The sequence below is a fragment of the Rummeliibacillus sp. GQ308 genome, assembly GCF_059759115.1.
Genome location: NZ_JCAXDQ010000001.1, coordinates 495,127 through 512,542, shown reverse-complemented (window position 1 = coordinate 512,542; position 17,416 = coordinate 495,127). Strand labels below are relative to the sequence as shown.

General features: G+C 38.3%; 18 protein-coding genes. 1 reads left to right on the top strand and 17 read right to left on the bottom strand.

Features of this window, described 5'->3' with window-relative positions:
- Positions 1-8 precede the first annotated feature (8 nt).
- The 17 genes from AC6CHJ_RS02415 to AC6CHJ_RS02335 form a co-directional block, all read right to left on the bottom strand.
- Positions 9-1,691 (bottom strand): HNH endonuclease, encoded by a 1,683-nt coding sequence (locus AC6CHJ_RS02415; protein WP_498287179.1) that lies wholly within the window; start codon positions 1,689-1,691, stop codon positions 9-11.
- 1,030 nt (positions 1,692-2,721) lie between these two features.
- Complete coding sequence (gene fliB, locus AC6CHJ_RS02410) at positions 2,722-3,915, bottom strand: flagellin lysine-N-methylase (RefSeq protein ID WP_498287178.1); 1,194 nt, start codon at positions 3,913-3,915, stop codon at positions 2,722-2,724.
- 165 nt (positions 3,916-4,080) lie between these two features.
- A complete protein-coding gene (locus AC6CHJ_RS02405; protein WP_498287177.1) occupies positions 4,081-5,298 on the bottom strand; it encodes a flagellin N-terminal helical domain-containing protein in 1,218 nt (405 codons plus the stop codon).
- A gap of 144 nt (positions 5,299-5,442) precedes the next feature.
- Positions 5,443-5,655 (bottom strand): carbon storage regulator CsrA, encoded by a 213-nt coding sequence (gene csrA, locus AC6CHJ_RS02400; protein ID WP_498287176.1) that lies wholly within the window; start codon positions 5,653-5,655, stop codon positions 5,443-5,445.
- 4 nt (positions 5,656-5,659) lie between these two features.
- Positions 5,660-6,097 (bottom strand): flagellar assembly protein FliW, encoded by a 438-nt coding sequence (gene fliW, locus AC6CHJ_RS02395; protein ID WP_498287175.1) that lies wholly within the window; start codon positions 6,095-6,097, stop codon positions 5,660-5,662.
- Between the two features lie 11 nt (positions 6,098-6,108).
- Positions 6,109-6,663, bottom strand: coding sequence for a DUF6470 family protein (locus AC6CHJ_RS02390; RefSeq protein ID WP_498287174.1), 555 nt, complete (start codon positions 6,661-6,663; stop codon positions 6,109-6,111).
- Between the two features lie 55 nt (positions 6,664-6,718).
- Complete coding sequence (gene flgL, locus AC6CHJ_RS02385) at positions 6,719-7,588, bottom strand: flagellar hook-associated protein FlgL (RefSeq protein ID WP_498287173.1); 870 nt, start codon at positions 7,586-7,588, stop codon at positions 6,719-6,721.
- A gap of 17 nt (positions 7,589-7,605) precedes the next feature.
- Positions 7,606-9,228: a flagellar hook-associated protein FlgK gene (gene flgK, locus AC6CHJ_RS02380; RefSeq protein WP_498287172.1), complete on the bottom strand. Its 1,623-nt coding sequence runs from the start codon at positions 9,226-9,228 to the stop codon at positions 7,606-7,608.
- Positions 9,229-9,257: 29 nt separating this feature from the next.
- Positions 9,258-9,752 (bottom strand): flagellar protein FlgN, encoded by a 495-nt coding sequence (locus AC6CHJ_RS02375; protein WP_498287171.1) that lies wholly within the window; start codon positions 9,750-9,752, stop codon positions 9,258-9,260.
- A 12-nt stretch (positions 9,753-9,764) separates the two neighbouring features.
- The gene (gene flgM, locus AC6CHJ_RS02370; protein ID WP_498287170.1) at positions 9,765-10,028 is read right to left on the bottom strand and encodes a flagellar biosynthesis anti-sigma factor FlgM; all 264 of its coding nucleotides are present in this window, start codon (positions 10,026-10,028) and stop codon (positions 9,765-9,767) included.
- Between the two features lie 171 nt (positions 10,029-10,199).
- Positions 10,200-10,616, bottom strand: coding sequence for a TIGR03826 family flagellar region protein (locus AC6CHJ_RS02365; protein ID WP_498287169.1), 417 nt, complete (start codon positions 10,614-10,616; stop codon positions 10,200-10,202).
- A gap of 129 nt (positions 10,617-10,745) precedes the next feature.
- Positions 10,746-11,345 (bottom strand): ComF family protein, encoded by a 600-nt coding sequence (locus AC6CHJ_RS02360; protein ID WP_498287168.1) that lies wholly within the window; start codon positions 11,343-11,345, stop codon positions 10,746-10,748.
- Complete coding sequence (locus AC6CHJ_RS02355) at positions 11,342-12,784, bottom strand: ATP-dependent helicase ComFA (RefSeq protein WP_498287167.1); 1,443 nt, start codon at positions 12,782-12,784, stop codon at positions 11,342-11,344. Before AC6CHJ_RS02355 ends, AC6CHJ_RS02360 begins: the two co-directional genes overlap by 4 nt.
- A gap of 121 nt (positions 12,785-12,905) precedes the next feature.
- A complete protein-coding gene (locus AC6CHJ_RS02350; protein ID WP_498287166.1) occupies positions 12,906-13,748 on the bottom strand; it encodes a DegV family protein in 843 nt (280 codons plus the stop codon).
- Between the two features lie 131 nt (positions 13,749-13,879).
- Positions 13,880-14,509, bottom strand: a complete 630-nt coding sequence (locus AC6CHJ_RS02345) for a nuclear transport factor 2 family protein (RefSeq protein ID WP_498287165.1) — start codon at positions 14,507-14,509, stop codon at positions 13,880-13,882.
- A gap of 215 nt (positions 14,510-14,724) precedes the next feature.
- Positions 14,725-15,399, bottom strand: coding sequence for a response regulator transcription factor (locus tag AC6CHJ_RS02340; RefSeq protein ID WP_066784550.1), 675 nt, complete (start codon positions 15,397-15,399; stop codon positions 14,725-14,727).
- A 32-nt stretch (positions 15,400-15,431) separates the two neighbouring features.
- The gene (locus AC6CHJ_RS02335; RefSeq protein WP_147194822.1) at positions 15,432-16,577 is read right to left on the bottom strand and encodes a sensor histidine kinase; all 1,146 of its coding nucleotides are present in this window, start codon (positions 16,575-16,577) and stop codon (positions 15,432-15,434) included.
- Positions 16,578-16,763: 186 nt separating this feature from the next.
- Here AC6CHJ_RS02335 and AC6CHJ_RS02330 point away from each other — a divergent pair, with 186 nt between their 5' ends.
- Positions 16,764-17,399 (top strand): YigZ family protein, encoded by a 636-nt coding sequence (locus tag AC6CHJ_RS02330; RefSeq protein ID WP_249775473.1) that lies wholly within the window; start codon positions 16,764-16,766, stop codon positions 17,397-17,399.
- Positions 17,400-17,416 lie beyond the last annotated feature (17 nt).

Sequence of the window (17,416 nt, the reverse complement as noted above, 5' to 3'; positions counted from 1 at the left end):
TTTAATTGCTACCTGGGAGCATCTGCCCACATTCCTGTAGATCTGCCACCATTATGAATAGTTATATTGTGTATTCCAAAGGGTACTAACTCCATTTTGCCTGGTACTTCCGTATGGTGCCATGTCATCCCTTCTGGTCTTCCTCCAATTATATTATCTAGCCATTCAAATTGTGCCTCATCAGACTTTAACCAGAGACCTTCTGGTAAATCTTTAGTCACTACCACAAGTCCAGCGCCCTTAAAATCTGCAAAACCATATCTCATTCTATCTGCTTTTATAACATTTACATTTGGAATCAGACCATCTGCAATTGCTTTTTCCTTTATCAATTTCTTTTGGCGAGCAGATAAATACTCTCCCCCATGTAAGGACTTATTCCATGACCAAGTTTTGTTTGTTTGAATTTTTTCACTGTATAATCGTACAAAATCATCAACAACGTCATCAAAAGTTTTGGTACCATTAATAAACTCATCGATGTTTTTTAGGTTTACTTTACCCGCACCCTTAGCAGTCAAAATCCCATCCTTCTCCGCCTGCTTCACCGCTAAATACTCATCCGCCTTCGCAGGGAGTTTACCAGATGGAAGTCCTCGTTCTACACCCGTGACTACATTCCCAGCGGTTGTTTGAACCGCACGGACTTCGATTGGGCGGAGGGCATTGTCAATAAATTTGGCTGATTGGCGGACTGTTTGTTGGCCTGTCTTTGATGTGACTGCAGCGAGAACTGGATGCTTCAGGGTAAATTTCAGCTGATCGCCATGGGCTTTTCCTAGATTCCTCGCATGTTCCAGTGTCGACTTTAAGGCAGATCCCCCTGCATTCTCAACAGTTTTATAGGCTGATTTCATTACATTCGCAAGAGCTGGCATATTTTTTAATAAGGCTTTTCCCGCAGCTGCGCCGGCGCCCGGCACAATCGCAAATGCCCCCCTTACTAGTCGTTCGTTATCAGCGAGTTTTCTGCCGGATATGAGATCTTCTCCCATGATGGCTCCTCCGACATCAATGGCCGTGTAGGCAGCGCCTGCCACGAGCCCAGCGGGTGGGCAGACAATCGTTAAGCCTACTACAACTCCTGTAGCAATTAAATTAAACCAAAATTCCTTCTTCTCTTGACCCGCACGGATGCCTTCATATTCAAAGGCACCACTATTTAAAGCGGCTGTTTCATAATCCTCCTGGGAAGCTTTGACATCTGGATTTTCCAGCTTCCACGCCTCATATTCAGCTTTCAGGTTATCAGAATACTCCGTGTCGGCTTCATATAAATCCGTTAGCTTGATTTCCTTTTTATCGTGTCTATAAAAAAAGGGACCTGTTTGAACGTTAATCGTATTCGCTGTTGTGTACGCAGAAACATTCATATCCGCCATCTTTTGCATATATTCATCGATGCTTTTATAGAAAGGTTCGTCTACTTTTTCATCTATAATTTTACCAATTCCCTTGGCATAATCATATAATTTTTTGTACTTCTCACGGGTGGGTTTTGCTTCTGGTTGGTATGTCTGGGGGCTAAAAGTAATGGCTCTATCGATATCTTTGTCTGCTATTTCGCTCTTCGATTCCTTAAATAGGTCATCTGCATGCTCATACTTATTGTCATACTTGTGCGCTTCATTCACTTTTTCCAGTGCCGAAGCTATACTCTTCCACTTCGCCTCTTCATAGAGAATCTTCACCTACTGCAACACCTCTTATAACAATTGAGGGGGCAATATTCATATACGTCTCCTTCAATTGTAAAAAATTTATATTTCTATTTTAAAAAAGGAAAATATAGGCGTCAATGAGCATTCTAGTTTAGAAGAATGTACCGACAAAGCATGGTGTTTGTTAAAAGAATCATATTAAAAGGTGGAAAATAGAGAAATTGAATAGATCACTTTAATTGTTCTATGTAAATATATCCATCTTGAGAAATGAAGATAAGACTAATCGTCTTATACTTTTTGGCTTGAGAAATCTCTAATGGACTACCTCCATAGAGAAAATAATTAATAAAATTGACAAGTTGAGAGGTGATAAGAAGAAATAAAAACCGCGTATACGAAAATGAATGGATAGCCTTTAAAACGATCTGAAGATATTTCCAAAGTCTAAATAAGGAGATATCCTAAAAATACGAAAGATTTTTCATTATTACATATACTCTCCAAAATAAAATTAGGGCTTCTCAAAGAGAGAAGCCTATTATTAAGAATATCATATGTTTACGAAATACCTTTGTAGTCTAAACAAACGTGAATGTAAAAATTTCACGTGTTTAGAATTCTTAGTACCTAGACTTTTTCGAGTTAAGAATTGAGGTTTATCATTGTAACACATATTTATTTAAAGCATTTTGAATAATATCTTTCCATATTATAAAGGATGGATATAAAAAATCATTTATAATGTTGACTTTTATATAATAGTGTTCAAAATATCCATCTAGTTTAAAAACTGCTTCCGTTACACACTGAAACTTTTCAATCGCCTGTTGGATTGATTTATCGTCCGCTAATAAGTGTTTAAGTAAAAAGTTTGCCTGAGAATACTGGTCAAAGAATCGAGAATATCAAATAATATTAGGTCGCCCTCTGTCTTACTAAAATCAGTAAAACTACTATAATATATACAAAACCCTCTTCAATTCCGTTTACAAGATTAAAATATTGTTGACATAAATTAATTTTTTCTTCCGTTATCAATGGCATTACTTAATTCAACCTAATTTTTAATTAATATTGCCATGTAAGGCATTGTTGTAAATTTGTTATCTTTTAATAAATCAAATATTCTAATTAAGTAGGTATTGTTATGTTCAACAGTTTTTGCAAAAGACTGAATTAGCTTGATAATAAGATCTGTGGTTAACCCCTGGTGAAAACCTGCCATGCCAATTAAATGGAGCTTAATCATTGAATAGTGTATGATTAACATCACATAATCATCGAAAAGAGTTTTAAGTTCGAAAGGGAATAGATTTTTAAAGACATGATTTACAACATAATTTTCTAAAATGTATTCATGTTCTGACATAAAAGGATTGTAATAGTCTTCAATAGCCTTTTTATAATGATTAGTAACTTCTTCAACGGTAGATTCTTTGGTATAGTTAATACCTGATAACATCTCAGTTAAGCACTCAAAATATCGATGGCTGTTAATCCCTTGGCTATATCGATAATCAACTAGTTCTTTACATAACTCCATTTGTATTGCTAATTGAGATGGTACTTCAACAAGCATAGCTTCCATACCTCGATCTGCCATTACATTAGTATACTTGGCAATGATATTAGGAATTTCATCAATATAGCCTTGATCAATGTATTCCTGTACTTTTTGATAGAACATTCCTAAAAGGATGAGCCGTTCTGATAACGTATAAGTACGATCCTGTAGAACCTGAATAGAAAATATGCGTAATTCCCAAAAGTACTTCTGTGGTGTTTTTTTAAGTTCATCTGTCTTTAAGTTTCTTACGATAAATCCAGGAGTATTAGCTGGTTCTTCAACCTCGTCAAATTCCATCCCATTTGGATTTAAAAGTGCCAACCGTGCCGCTTCTGGACAAGACATAGTAGCTGATTTTTCCACTACATCATTAATACTGTTAATTGAGCGAGGATAGACAGCACAAGTATTCGATAAAAATTCTTCTCCCAAATTCATCTGTACCCTACAAAGCTTTTCTTCAGATAGGAAAGAACAATTTCCTCTCTTGTCCATTTTTATTTTAGCATAGGATTTTGAAGACGCGTTAGAACGTTGTCTAGTCACATTCTTTGCAAAGAGCGGCTTTAGTTCTGCATCACTTGATTTTTTATATTTTTTATAGGTTTCTTCATCGATATTTACTCTCCATCCTATACAACAGGAGTCTTCACAAGCAGAGCCTATACATGAAAATTGTTTCATATATTGTGGAACAAGTAACTGTCTATTATTGTATGAGTAAGTGTCATGGACTTCGTCTCCTTAGAAATATTACATAACTAACATAGAAGTCTTGAAAATTAAGGCACCTATGTTAATTATGAAAAAAAAAAAGAGATTGGGATAATCCCAATCTCCCTTGGTAAATTAACGAAGAAGTTGTAGAACTCCTTGTGGTTGTTGGTTCGCTTGAGCCAACATAGCTTGTGCAGCTTGAGAAAGAATAGAGTTCTTAGTTTGGTTCATCATTTCTTTCGCCATGTCTACGTCACGGATACGAGATTCCGCAGCAGTTAGGTTTTCAGAAGATGTATTTAAGTTATTGATTGTATGCTCTAAACGATTTTGGTTAGCACCTAGTTTAGAACGTTCAGCAGATACTTTATCAATAGCTGATTGAATAGTTGTAACTGCAGATGCAGCCGCAGAATTCGTTAGAACACTAAGAGCTTGTTCTGTAGTTGTACTACTTGTACCATCAGTAACTCCTAATTTAGCGTTTGCTGTTCCGGTAGTGGAAATACCTAAAGCTTTTGCTCTCATATCAGAAATGTCTAGTGTTAAACTTTGGTTTTCATTAGCGCCAATTTGGAATTTTAAGCTTTTAGTTGGATCTGCTGCAACTGCAGTAACCTTGTCAACCCCTGCAGTATTTACAGTTACTGCACCACCATTTACTGTTGGTGCAGTAGCTGTTTCTTTACCAGTTTTTTGTGTTAATTTAAAATTAGCACCATCTGCAGCCGCAGTATATTTTGTATTTAAATTAGTATTACCATTGATTTTCGCAATTAAATCTGTTGCATCTTTAAATTTACCAGTATCACCAGCAGTAGCAGATGCATCAAAAGTAAATGTTTGTCCATCTATTGTAAAGTCATTATTTGAGAATGCTACTGTATAATCTCCAGCAACTGCTGTTACACCTGCAACTGCCGCACCGTCTTTAGTTCCATTCAATAATTTTTGAGTATTGAATTCAGTTGTATTACCAATACGGTTAATTTCTGAAGTCATTTGGTTAATTTCTTTTTGGATTTCTTCACGGTCAGAAGTTGTATTAGTATCGTTACCAGCTTGTACTGCTAACTCACGCATACGTTGAAGAATATCATGTGTTTCGTTTAATGCACCCTCAGCCGTTTGGATCAAAGAGATACCATCTTGAGAGTTCTTAGAAGCCATATCTAAACCGCGGATTTGTCCACGCATTTTTTCAGAGATTGCAAGACCTGCAGCGTCATCTCCAGCTTTGTTAATACGAAGGCCTGAAGATAATTTCTCCATTGATTTTGATTGAGCATTTGTTGCACTACCCAATTGACGATGTGTGTTAAGAGCTGCGATATTGTGATTGATAATCATTATTTGTTCCTCCTTGGATTATACGGTTCACATCCTTGTGAACCTTTGTTTTTGGCAGGGAATCAAGCCGGCCGGTCTCTTTTCCCTGTTACATACTTACTATCGGAGCGATGTGTAATAGTTTAATAGTTTTAATTAAATTTTTTACTTTTTCTTTTTAAAAATGTCTAAATTTTGGATTACTGCTTCTGTGTTTGATTCTGACACTTCTGTTCGCAGTTCGCCTCGCACGATTTCTACACTTTTCGGAGCTTGGATGCCTAGTTTGATTTGATCACCTTTAATTTCGGTAACGACAATCTCTACTTCATCCCCTACCCAAATGGTTTCGCCAACTTTACGTGATAGTACTAGCATCTCCTCACCCCTTTATACTTTCTGTTGAAATTAGGTGACGGATACTATAATCTTCATTGTTTAAAATAATTTGTTTTGCTTTATTATTACTAGTGTTCCAGACGATTGGAGCCTTAAGATTGACGGTTGATTGCTCGATTGTTTCTTTTAGTGAAACAATTGAAAGGACTGCAACTTCTTTAGGGGCACTTAAGTGCAATGAATGAACGATGGCTTCGTCGATCTCAAAATTATAATTTGTTGTGATTTCATAAGGATTGGTGACGATAAACGCTATCTCTGCTGTTAAGACTGATTGAAGCACATGAAATGCCTCATTATCCTCAATGGGCAGTAGGACAAACTCTTTTTCCCCCTCAAACCCTGGAATGCCATGTTCAAAATGTAGAATTTGAGATGATTCAATCTCCAATTCTCCTAGATAGGCTGTTTGGATTTTCACGCTATCTCTCCTTATACTTGCCAATCAATTTTTAATGACGGATACTGTAGCGTTTCCATAGTTACTTTACCCGGTGTATAGTTATGAATTGGCTTATTAATTTTAGTGTTGTTGATTACTTTTTGTGGCTGTGCTTCAATATTTGCTTTGCCTGGCTGGAATGAAATTTTGACGCTGCCAGGTGATGGAACAAACTTGATACCTAATCCTGAATAAGGTTGCCTTCCAGATTGTTCGGCATGTACAGGGATTGGATTGGATCCATTCTCAATACGCATAAGATCGTCTCCCTCCCCTGCCCTTCTTGAAATTCCCTCGAGTAGCTGCCCACGGCTATAACTAGCGACTTCTGCTGTGCGTCTGATACTGCTCATCATATCTAAGTCTGCACGTGCTTCTGTTGTATCGATGGAAAGCTCGGGCTTAGTCGTACTAATTTCGAGAATGGCTGCTGGCTGTTCCAAATCTAGATTTGCCTGCGGCTGCTGGATTTCTTGTACAGGCTGCTGAATGTTTAGTCCTAACTTCCCTTGTGTTGATTCTAACTGTAATTTCGGCATGTCCATAGATGTCACCTCTTTAAAGAAAGCGTTTGGACACATAGTTCCAAACGCTTAACTCTTATCTTAAAAAGTCTGTCAATGAAGGCTGAATAATACGAGCTCCAACAGACAATGCAGCTCGATGGATGGATTCCTGTGTGATCATGTTAGTGATTGCCTTTTCATAATCAACATCTTCATTATCGGCCATTTGCTTGGTCGTAATAATTTCTTGCGATGATAAACGATCTTCCATTAATTCCACGCGATTTTGACGTGCGCCAATGTCTGCACGAATAGTCAATAAATCATTGCTATTAGTATTTAAATCCGATAAAGAACTACTGTAATCTTCTGCTGTTGTAGCACTATCCAACTTTGCAAACATATCATCAATACTTTGGAAAGTTTTGAGTGGCATCGTGTTTGATTGCAATGAAATGCCGTCAAATATCTCTATATTGATGGATTTTTCAAATGCTGGATCAGTTTCATAGGCGCCTGTTTCTTTATTAAATGGCGCTGTAGTTGTTTTCGTACCGCTGAAAATATACTTCTCACCAATTTTTGTATTGGATAAATCTTGTACATGCTGTCTTAATTGTTTTAATTCCGCTTTAATTTTATCACGATCTTCATCTGTTGTAGTATCACTTGAAGCTTGAATTAATATATCATTCGTCCGTTGCAGTGCTGCATTCACTTTATCCAGTGTGCTGTCAGAAGTATCCAGCCAATTGGATACTTCACCTATGTTACGTTCATATTGCTCTACTTTTCCAAGTGCGGTACGATAATTAATCCCTTTCATAACAACAACAGGGTCATCGGATGGGCGGTTTACTTTTTTCCCTGTTTCCACTTGGCGCTGCAAATCGCCCATTTTACCGTAGCTATTTGATAGATTGCGCAGCATATTGTTCGAGAGCATCGACTGTGTTACACGCATCTCACTTTACCTCCTACCTATAGACCTACTCGGCCCATGCCGTTAATAATTTTATCTAATGTTTCATCAATTGCTGTAATCATACGAGCAGATGCGCTGTATGCTTTTTGGAATGTAATCATATTGGTCATTTCTTCATCCAATGATACAGAGCTAGTGGATGCACGACGTTCTGTCACAGATTGTAACAGCGTTTCCGAACTATACTGCAAACGGTTTGCTTGTTGGCCGTCAACACCGAGCTGACCTATTAATCCTTCGAAATAAGATTGCGTACTGATATCACCTAACTCTTTGATTGGCGAAAACTTCATATTCGCAAGCTCTTGCGCTTTTTTACCATTACCTGGTTCTGAGTTACCTTTTGGAGAATCGGAAGCGGCAATTAATTTTGGGTCTTTCACAATATCCTCATCAACTTGGATATTCGTAGCTGAAATTACCCCTGATCCATCTTTTGTTACGAAGAAAGCTTTGCCTATTTCTCCATTTAAATCTGTACCGCCCTGATGAATTTCATTAAACTCTTTCGCAAAAGCTTGTGCCATTTTATCTAAGTTTGCAAGCATGTCTGGCAATTTACCCACAAGAGTGCCTTTTGTACCTTCTGTACCATCTGTTGCTTCTGTGCCACCTACAAGGTAACCGTATGAATTCACTAAAGATTTCAGCTTACCTGTGTCAGTAAATGTACTCGCTTTTTGTATCTCTTTGGTTTGTGATGACCAGTCGCTATTAATCGGGGTTTCGACAACTTTTTTATCTCCATCAAGTGTTTTTTTGACCAGATAGAAACCAGTTACAGGTTCTGTAGGGGTTACGCCATCTTTAGCTCCCTCTGTCCGCAGTTCAGCATGTTCTGCACCATCTACTAACTTCAGCTTCTTATCTCCTATTTTAATAGAGATAGTGAGCGAGCCTTCAGAAATAGCTAATGCGTTGCCCCCTGATTTTTGATATTCCAAATCAATCGGGAAATAGCTAGAAAGCTCATCAACAAGATTATCTCTCGCATCATACAAATCATTAGGCAAGTAGCCATTTGGTTCTACATCTTTAATCTGTCTGTTGATATTAGCAATTTGTTCGGCAATTGAATTAATATCCCTTAGTGAGATACCAATTTCTTTGCCCACGTTATCTTGTACTTGTTTTAGTGAAGTTGCCATGTAGTTAAAAGAATCTGCTACTGCCACGCCACGTTGAACAACAACTGCGCGTGCGCCACCATCTTCTGGGTGTACGCTTAAGTCTTGCAATGAATTCCAAAATTCGTTCATCGTTTGGGCAAGCCCGTAATCGGATGGTTCGTTTAAGATATCTTCCATTTGCGTTATGACTTGCGATGTAGATTGCCAAAATCCGAGTTTATTGGTCTCTTGTCGGTATTGATTGTCAACAAATTTATCACGGACTCTTTCTATTGATCCCGCTTCAACACCTGTACCTAAAAAACCAGGCATTCTAGGTGAGTTTGTGCCTACACCCGGGAATCCTTGAGTCGGCTGCAAGTTGACGCGTTGACGCGAATAGCCGATTGTATTGGCATTAGAAATATTATGGCCGACTGTGTAAAGTGCTAGTTGTTGGGCTGCAAGGCCTCGCTTGCTTGTTTCTAAACCCATAAAAGTGGAGCCCATTCTTTTTCCTCCTATAATAATTCGTGCATTTATGCTTGCGAATCGAAATTTGTTTTCGGCATATGGCTGCCTCTGGTTTCGTTTTTTGAATAATTCACTTGATTTTGCTCAGGGCGCATCAAGTCGAGCGTCATATTGACATATTGTAGCGATTGGTAAATCATTTTTTGATTTAATTCATTTTGCTGTTTCAATGAATCTATAAGACTAACTAAGCGATCGCTAGCCTCTTTCAATGCGTTTTTTTCACCTTGTGTGCTAGCTGCTTCCATAACTTGTGCAACAGTATTACTGCCAGACGAAGCAAATCCCTTTGCTTTGAAGTAATCCGTTACTGCCTTCTGGCGCTGTTGTTCAAGTTGCGATATGGCTAGTACATGTGCTTGCTCGTCTTTCAGCATTTGGTCGAGAGCTTCCATATCGCCGACTTTGATTAGGTCTGTTTTGCGATAAGCTAGTTTGAGCAGGCTTTTATGCATTTTTTCAAGTTTATCCATGATGGTTAACAGCGGCTCTATGGACATGTTCTCTCTCCTTTATTTGCGGTAATAGCGCAATAAGTCTGATGCTAATTTATTTGCATCGACTTTGTAGTTGCCTGTTTCCACTTGTTCTTTAATTTGACCAATGCGTTCTGCGCGGTCGGTACTGTAGCTTTTGATTCCTTGAAGGTCTTTCGCTGCAGATGAGATCTCAATTTGGTCCGTCATATTGACCGTACTCTTCTTTAATTTCTCAGTTTTTAATGATTGATTTTGGTATGGATTTACCTTATTCACACCGTAATTTTGGATTTTCAACGTAATGACCTCCTCTTTTTTTATGATCGTCTACTTTTTATTTCGGTACAATTTGGTGAATGTTAAGCCAATACACAATAAAACGAAAGAGTTCCTATTGTTTGTGATTTAGTATAGTACTTTTTTCTATAAAAAAACCTTCATTCGCCAAAAGGAATGAAGGTTTGTGTTTTATTTATTATTTCTGTCAGATAAATAAGTTGCTTTCGTTTTTTCATCTCTCGCTTGCCTAAATTCACGTGCTGCATCAAATTTATTCAGCTCTTTTTTCAATACATCTGCACAATCGTCGCAAAGTTTACCCGACGTTGTTAAGCGTCCACATTGATCGCACGGATAGCCTAAATTCGGGAATAAGGCCGGTTGCAGCCTGTTTTTTCTAACCCATTTATATAAAAGCTCTTCTTCCACGCCTGTGACTTCAACAATCCGTTCAACTGTCGCTGCTCGGTTTTCTCGTTTACGCAAAAAGCGATAGACGACTTCATACATCTTTTCTTCATCCTGTGTACATTTCGGGCAGACTTCCCTTACGCCAGTATAATTAAAGAAGCCACCGCACTTCGGACAATTTCGCAATTCTCCCATTGTCATTCCTCCAACTTATTAGCCACTAAGACTTTTGGCATTCTATGGACATCATAGCAAAACAAAAAGCATATGCCTATAGAAAATTAAGTGAAAAGTCAATAAGAGTTTATATTATTACAGGCACTATTATCCTTGAATCAGTGCAAATGACGTTACTTTCCTCGCCCCTGCTTCCCTTAGTAACGCAGCAGCATGTTTAAGAGTTGTACCTGTTGTCACAATATCATCGATCAACAGATAATCGATATTCTCTATCTGACAGTCTTCCTTTAAACTGAAAAATTGCTCTGATTGCTCCCGCTCCAATTTTGATTTAGTCGCTTGGTTTTGCGTAGTCATTTTCTCTAAACAATGTGTATAAGTGATGCTAGCAACCCTCAACAGTTCATCCACCAGGGCAAATGTCCGTTCTTTTTTCTTTAAAGGATGCATAGGAATTGGCACAATCGTCGCAGAACTATTTTTCAAATAAGTAGCAATGTCTGACCGAAAAACTTCTGCTAAAACAACATCCTGCCCAAATTTGAATTGATGAAGATAATCATGCATCGCTCCATTATAGTGATATAGCGCAAAGACATCTTCATATTTTTGCTCGCTGTCTTGTACCCGCTCAAATTTCCCCAAGCACTTCTCACAGACAACAGGCTCGGGCATTGAAGTAAACAGCAACTTCCAAGTAAGTTGGTGACGCAATGGTGCTGAGCATAAATAGCAGTGCATCATTGAATCACTTCCATTTCGTTCAGCTTTACGATTTCCCTTCGTGCCTCATCCATTTCCAACGTAATGCCATGATGGAAGAATACTAAATCTCCTGAAGGATGGTCCGCTGAGCGGCCGACACGTCCACCAATTTGGATGAGCGCACTTTTGTTGAAAATGGCGCTTTCCGAACCAACCACCGCTACTTGCACTCGTGGAATGGTGATGCCACGTTCTAAAATAGTTGTGGTCAAAAGCCCTGGTATTTTACTCTGCCTTAAAGCTAGCACCTTTTCTTTTCGGTCTGAGTCCTCTGCGTGAACAGCTTGTATAGCTGGATGCAATTGCTGAAATAAGCCAACCGACTTTTCCATTAGCTCAATTGTAGGAAAAAACACTAAAAAAGGTTCTTCTTTCTCCAGCCGATCACAGATCCATTGCTTTAGCTTTTGAGGGATTTTGCCTTTTGTTAGTTTCTTTTGATAACTGAACAATGAATCAAAACGCGGCACTGGCAAAGGGTGTGTATGATACCTTCTAGGAATAAAAGAATATCCGCCCTTGCTTTTTTTAATCCTATTGTTTAATTCATCAGATGGTGTTGCGGTTACATAAAGAATGGGTGCTTCCGGTTTCTTTGCTTTCTGCACAGCTTCTTGTAATGTTTGATCAAATGTATATGGAAAGGCATCCGCTTCATCAACAATGACTACATCAAATGCTTCTTCAAAACGGTAAAGCTGATGTGTCGTTGCCATGATGAGTTGTGAATAGCGTTTATCCACCTCCGCTCCCCCATAAAGTGCTTGTACAAATGTTTGTGGAAACACTTTTTGAAACCGCGGAGCAAGCTCGAGCACTACATCTGTTCGAGGCGTCGCCACACATACTCGTTTATGGCTCTTTAGGCATTCGGCAATGGCTGGGAATAAAATCTCAGTTTTCCCCGCTCCACAAACTGCATGCGTAAGATGATCTCTACTTAGGCGTACACTTTCTATCAGCTCGACAGAAGCCTTTTCTTGCTGTGGTGTAAAGGTACCTTCCCATTCAAACGTATTTCCCTTGGACACTATTTTCTTTCGAGGACCAATCCATTTTATTAATTGTGTACAGGAACTGACTCTGCCCATGTTAATGCAATGCCTGCAGTACACACATGTCTGTTCACACTTTGCACAATGAAAACATGCGAAAAAGTGTTGGTTTATATTGCGACAACGATTACATTGCCATTTTTCTTTGGAAAATAAATGATTAGTTGTAGAGATTAATTGAACGCCAGAGATGACTTCTACATAGCCAAGCTTAATTTGCTGATCGATTGTTTCACTTCTTAAAAATGATTGATTGCGTAGCCATAGCCTGCCAGTTAAAAAGTCTCGAAGCTGATGATGCAAAAGGTGTAAAGGGGAAGATTGGGTAAGAATAAGCTGTGATTTGTTTAACTGAAATCGCAATGTTTCCCTCCAATTCTGGGGTTGGATTGAATTAAGTTTAGCGATATTCGAGAGTCATAACAAGGGATATTTCATAAAAAAAATCCCGATAGACAAACTTGCATCAACGGGATTTTAACAATTATTTTCGATACCACCCAAGCCCAAGTGAACCCTCGCCAAGGTGCGTACCAATAACAGGACCGAAATAGCTTAATGTGAATTCAACGGATGGATATTTTTCTTGAAGGACACGCATCCATTCTTTCCCTTCCTCTTCACAATTACCATGGATGACGGAAGCTTTGATATTTGGATGGACTGCTACATCTTCGCCAAGTAAATCTTCTATACGCTTAAGCGCTTTTTTACGTGTACGGATTTTTTCAAATGGGACAATCACTTTATCTTGGAAATGCAAGATAGGTTTAACTTGCAGCAATCCACCGATTAAGGCTGATGCCGCTGATAGACGGCCACCACGTTGCAAGTGCGCCAAATCGTCCACCATAAAGTAAGCACGTACTGTTTTTTTCATTTCTTCAAGTCTCGCTATGATTTCTTTTGCAGAAGCACCTTGTTTGGCCATTTTACCTGCCTCAATGACATAGAAGCCTTGGACATAACAGGCAATTTCACTATCAAAACCATGTACATCTAAATTTTTGACCATCTCACCAGCTTGTACAGCGCCTTGATATGTTCCACTAATACCACTTGATAAATGGATTGTTACGACTTCATCATAGTCTTTCGCTAGTTTTTCAAACAAGGAGACAAATTTGCCGATTGGCGGCTGCGATGTTTTAGGAAGCTCTTTTTCTTCCCGAACTTTTTTATAGAACGTCCCTACGTCTAGATCGACGCCTTCCTCATAAGACTCTCCCTCAAAAATAACGCTTAGTGGGACTACATGTATATTTAAATCTTTTATTTCATCCTCTGACAGATAGGCTGTGCTATCTGTAACGATGGCGGTTGTCATTAATTGTTCACTCCCCTACCTACATAAATACAATTCTATAATAGATCCCTTGTTATGTTCAATGGGAAATAGATAAACTCGGCAAAACAAAAATGAACGCAAAGATTTCTCCGCGTCCATTAGCAGTACTTCTATTTTTTTGTGCCCATGACATAGACGGCAGAAACGCCCCATTTGCCATTGTCCTTCGTCATTACTGTCACTTGGTTGAGTGGTTGTGTGAAGGAGTTGCTGTCCTGTTTCACAACAGTTTTGATATTCGCAAAGATTTCTGCGTAATTGTCCTTGTATTTCTTCAAGGTAATATTTTTAGCGGTGCGCTTTACATCATAGTCTTTAAACGCTTGTTTAGTGTAGTCAATTTCTTCTTTATAATCGAAGCCTTGTGGTTTATCCGCAATGGTGTTGGCATATCGATCAATATCTTTATCATTAAATGCAGCAATATATTCATCGAAGACGGCTAATATAGCTTTTTTCTCTTCAGCTGGCGCTGTTTGATCTTCATCAACTTTGCCGTCTGAATTTAGCTCAAAACCTACACCTTCATCATCTGAGGAAACAGATGATTTCGCGGGCTGTTCATTCGCTTCTGTATTTTGTTTCGTATCGGAAATACCGTGATTAATCGCGTTATTTTGAGATGTATAATCACTATCTTTGGTCGACCCTGTATTGCTACTCGCTTTTTCATCATTGTTGCCACATGCAGCTAGCATCAACGCACATACACCGACTAGCGCTATCTTTCGTAAAAACATGGATGAGGCCCTCCTACTTTGTATTCAGCAAACATATTGACGTCAAAAGAATTAATATGTTTCATTTCAAACAATATCAGTATAATCCAGTTAAGATAGCGTGTCATCTTCTTTTAACTTCCTTAACTTCCTCGGTATCCATCTTAACACGGTATAAATAGTAAAAAGCTAGAGTAGCGGGTCGAACTCCGCTATACTCTAGCTTTTTAAATTTCTTATCTTACTTCGACCCAGCCGTTTTTAATTGCGGTAACAACTGCTTGCGTACGGTCGTTTACATTCATTTTTTGAAGAATGCTTGATACATGGTTTTTAACTGTTTTCTCTGAGATGAATAATGTTTCACCAATTGCTCTATTGCTTTGACCATCTGTTAAAAGTTGTAGCACTTCACATTCACGCTTTGTAAGCAAGTGGAATGGACGGCGAATTTCTGTTTGATGGAATGAACCTTTGTTTTCGCGTTCGCTTAAACGACGGTATTCCGCTACTAAGTTTCTTGTTACTTTTGGATGCAAGTAGGAGCCGCCAGCAGCTACGATTTTAATCGCATCAACAATTTCATCCGCATCCATTTCTTTAAGCATATAACCTAATGCACCTGATTTTAATGCATGCGATACATATGACTCGTCATCATGGATGGACAAAATCATCACTTTAGCATTAGGGTGTCCTTCAATAAGCTCAGCTGTCGCTTCGACGCCATTTTTTTGTGGCATATTAATATCCATCAAGACAACATCTGGTTGATACTCTTCATATAGTTGGATAAGATCCGTACCATCGTCGCCTTCTGCAACGACTTCAAATGAATCTTCAAAGTCCAATATACGTTTAACCCCTTCGCGGAATAATTGATGATCATCAATAATAATAATTTTTGTCATGAAAACTTCCTCCTAAATTGCACCTAAATTCTCTATTTTGTTTTAATTGGTATTTTAAACATGATGCGCGTTCCTTGTTTTTCTACAGAATCTAAATTCATTTCGCCACCTAGCAAATCGACACGTTCCTTCATTCCAATCAAGCCAAAAGAATTCTGTTTTGTAGTTTGTGGATTAAATCCAATGCCATCATCTTTAATGGAGATATTGATAAAGTCTTTACAACTCTCTAGTTTAACCCACACCTGATGTGATTTTCCATGTTGGATTGCATTATTTACACACTCTTGCACCAAACGGAAAATGGCTACTTCGTATTTTGAATCAAGCCGGGTCTGTTCTCCAATGCTTTGGAAATAAACCTTCGTTCCTTGATGATACTCTTCTACAGAACTTAGGTATTTTTTCAAGGTCGGTACGATTCCTAAGTCATCTAGAGCCATAGGTCGTAAATCATAAATAATACGTCTTACCTCATGCAAGGCATCCCGCACCATACCCTTTAGTTCTACTATTTCCAGCAAAGCTTTTTCAATACCTCGTTCTTGATATGTACGATTGATTATATCAGTGCGTAGCAATACATTAGCAAGCATTTGTGCGGGACCATCATGAATTTCTCTTGAAATCCGTTTTCTTTCTTCTTCAGTGGCTTCAATAATTTTCATGGTGTAGTCTTCACGCATCTTCGCATTTTCTAATGCCGGACGAATGCTCTTCAAATCAACGGTCAAATAATTCAGCACCACGTTAACTTGGCTAACCAAATGATCCGCCCGTTCAATTGTATCGAGTAGAGAGCGCATTCTTCTTTCTAAGTCATCTCTCTTATCGCGCAATAACCTTTCTTCTGCTTGAAGAATCGAATAACGAATCTGAATCTTATTTGCTTGGTCATAGGCTTTTTGAATCTCTGCTTCACTATAAATGTTGAAATTCTTAGAAACTTCCGCTAAACGAGTTCTCGACAATCGTGACTTTTTCTCTAGCACATCATTTTCCAGAATTACTTCCTTTATTTTAGAACGAACTTGTTCCAGCTCGAGTTTCATTTCATCAAATGTTTTGCGACTCTGTTCACTGATAGTGAAGATGTCATTCTTTGATTCGTCGATGGTTTTAATCATTCGGTTGAAGATTAAATCCAACGATTCTAAGTCGAATTTATCGTTTAACATTCACATCATCCTTATTTTTTGTGCTACATTTAAATCAATACTTCGCCTGTTTGCTGGCTTATATATCTTTCCTACTGTATTCACATCATTATTATATCACGTGTCAGACTTAAGACTATTAAATTATGATGACAAACAGATGTCTAAGGCTTCACGAAATAGGACCTATATAAAGAGGAGTGTAACATGAGAAAAAATTATTTAACAATAAAAAGCGCTGGTTCGAATGAAATTGTAATATCAAAATCAAGATTTATCTCTAATTGTAAACGGGTGGAAAATGAGGAAGAAGCATTAGACTTTATTCAATCAATTAAAAAAGAGCATCATTCTGCAAATCACAACTGCTCTGCATATATAATCGGTGAGAATAACCAATACCAAAAAGCAAATGATGATGGAGAACCTAGTGGAACTGCCGGTGTACCTATATTAGAAGTTATCAAAAAACAAAACCTGCAAGATACAGTCATTGTCATCACTCGCTACTTCGGTGGCATAAAATTGGGTGCAGGCGGTTTAGTACGAGCGTATGGTAAGGCAGCGTCTGCTGGTATTGAGGCTAGCGGAGTCGTAGAACGAAAGTTACATAATGTTATGAAGGCAGCAATTGACTATACCTGGCTCGGAAAACTAGAAAATGAAATTCGAAATTCTTCTTATTTAATTAAAGAGATTGCTTACGCAGATAATGTAGAATTTTACGTATATGTTCCTGAAGAACAAGAAGCAGAGTTTAGCGAATGGTTGACAAACATGACTAATGGGCAAGTAATGATTACATGTGTTGACAAAGTATTTCGTGAATTCGACAAAATATAATGAAATTTTAATTTTAC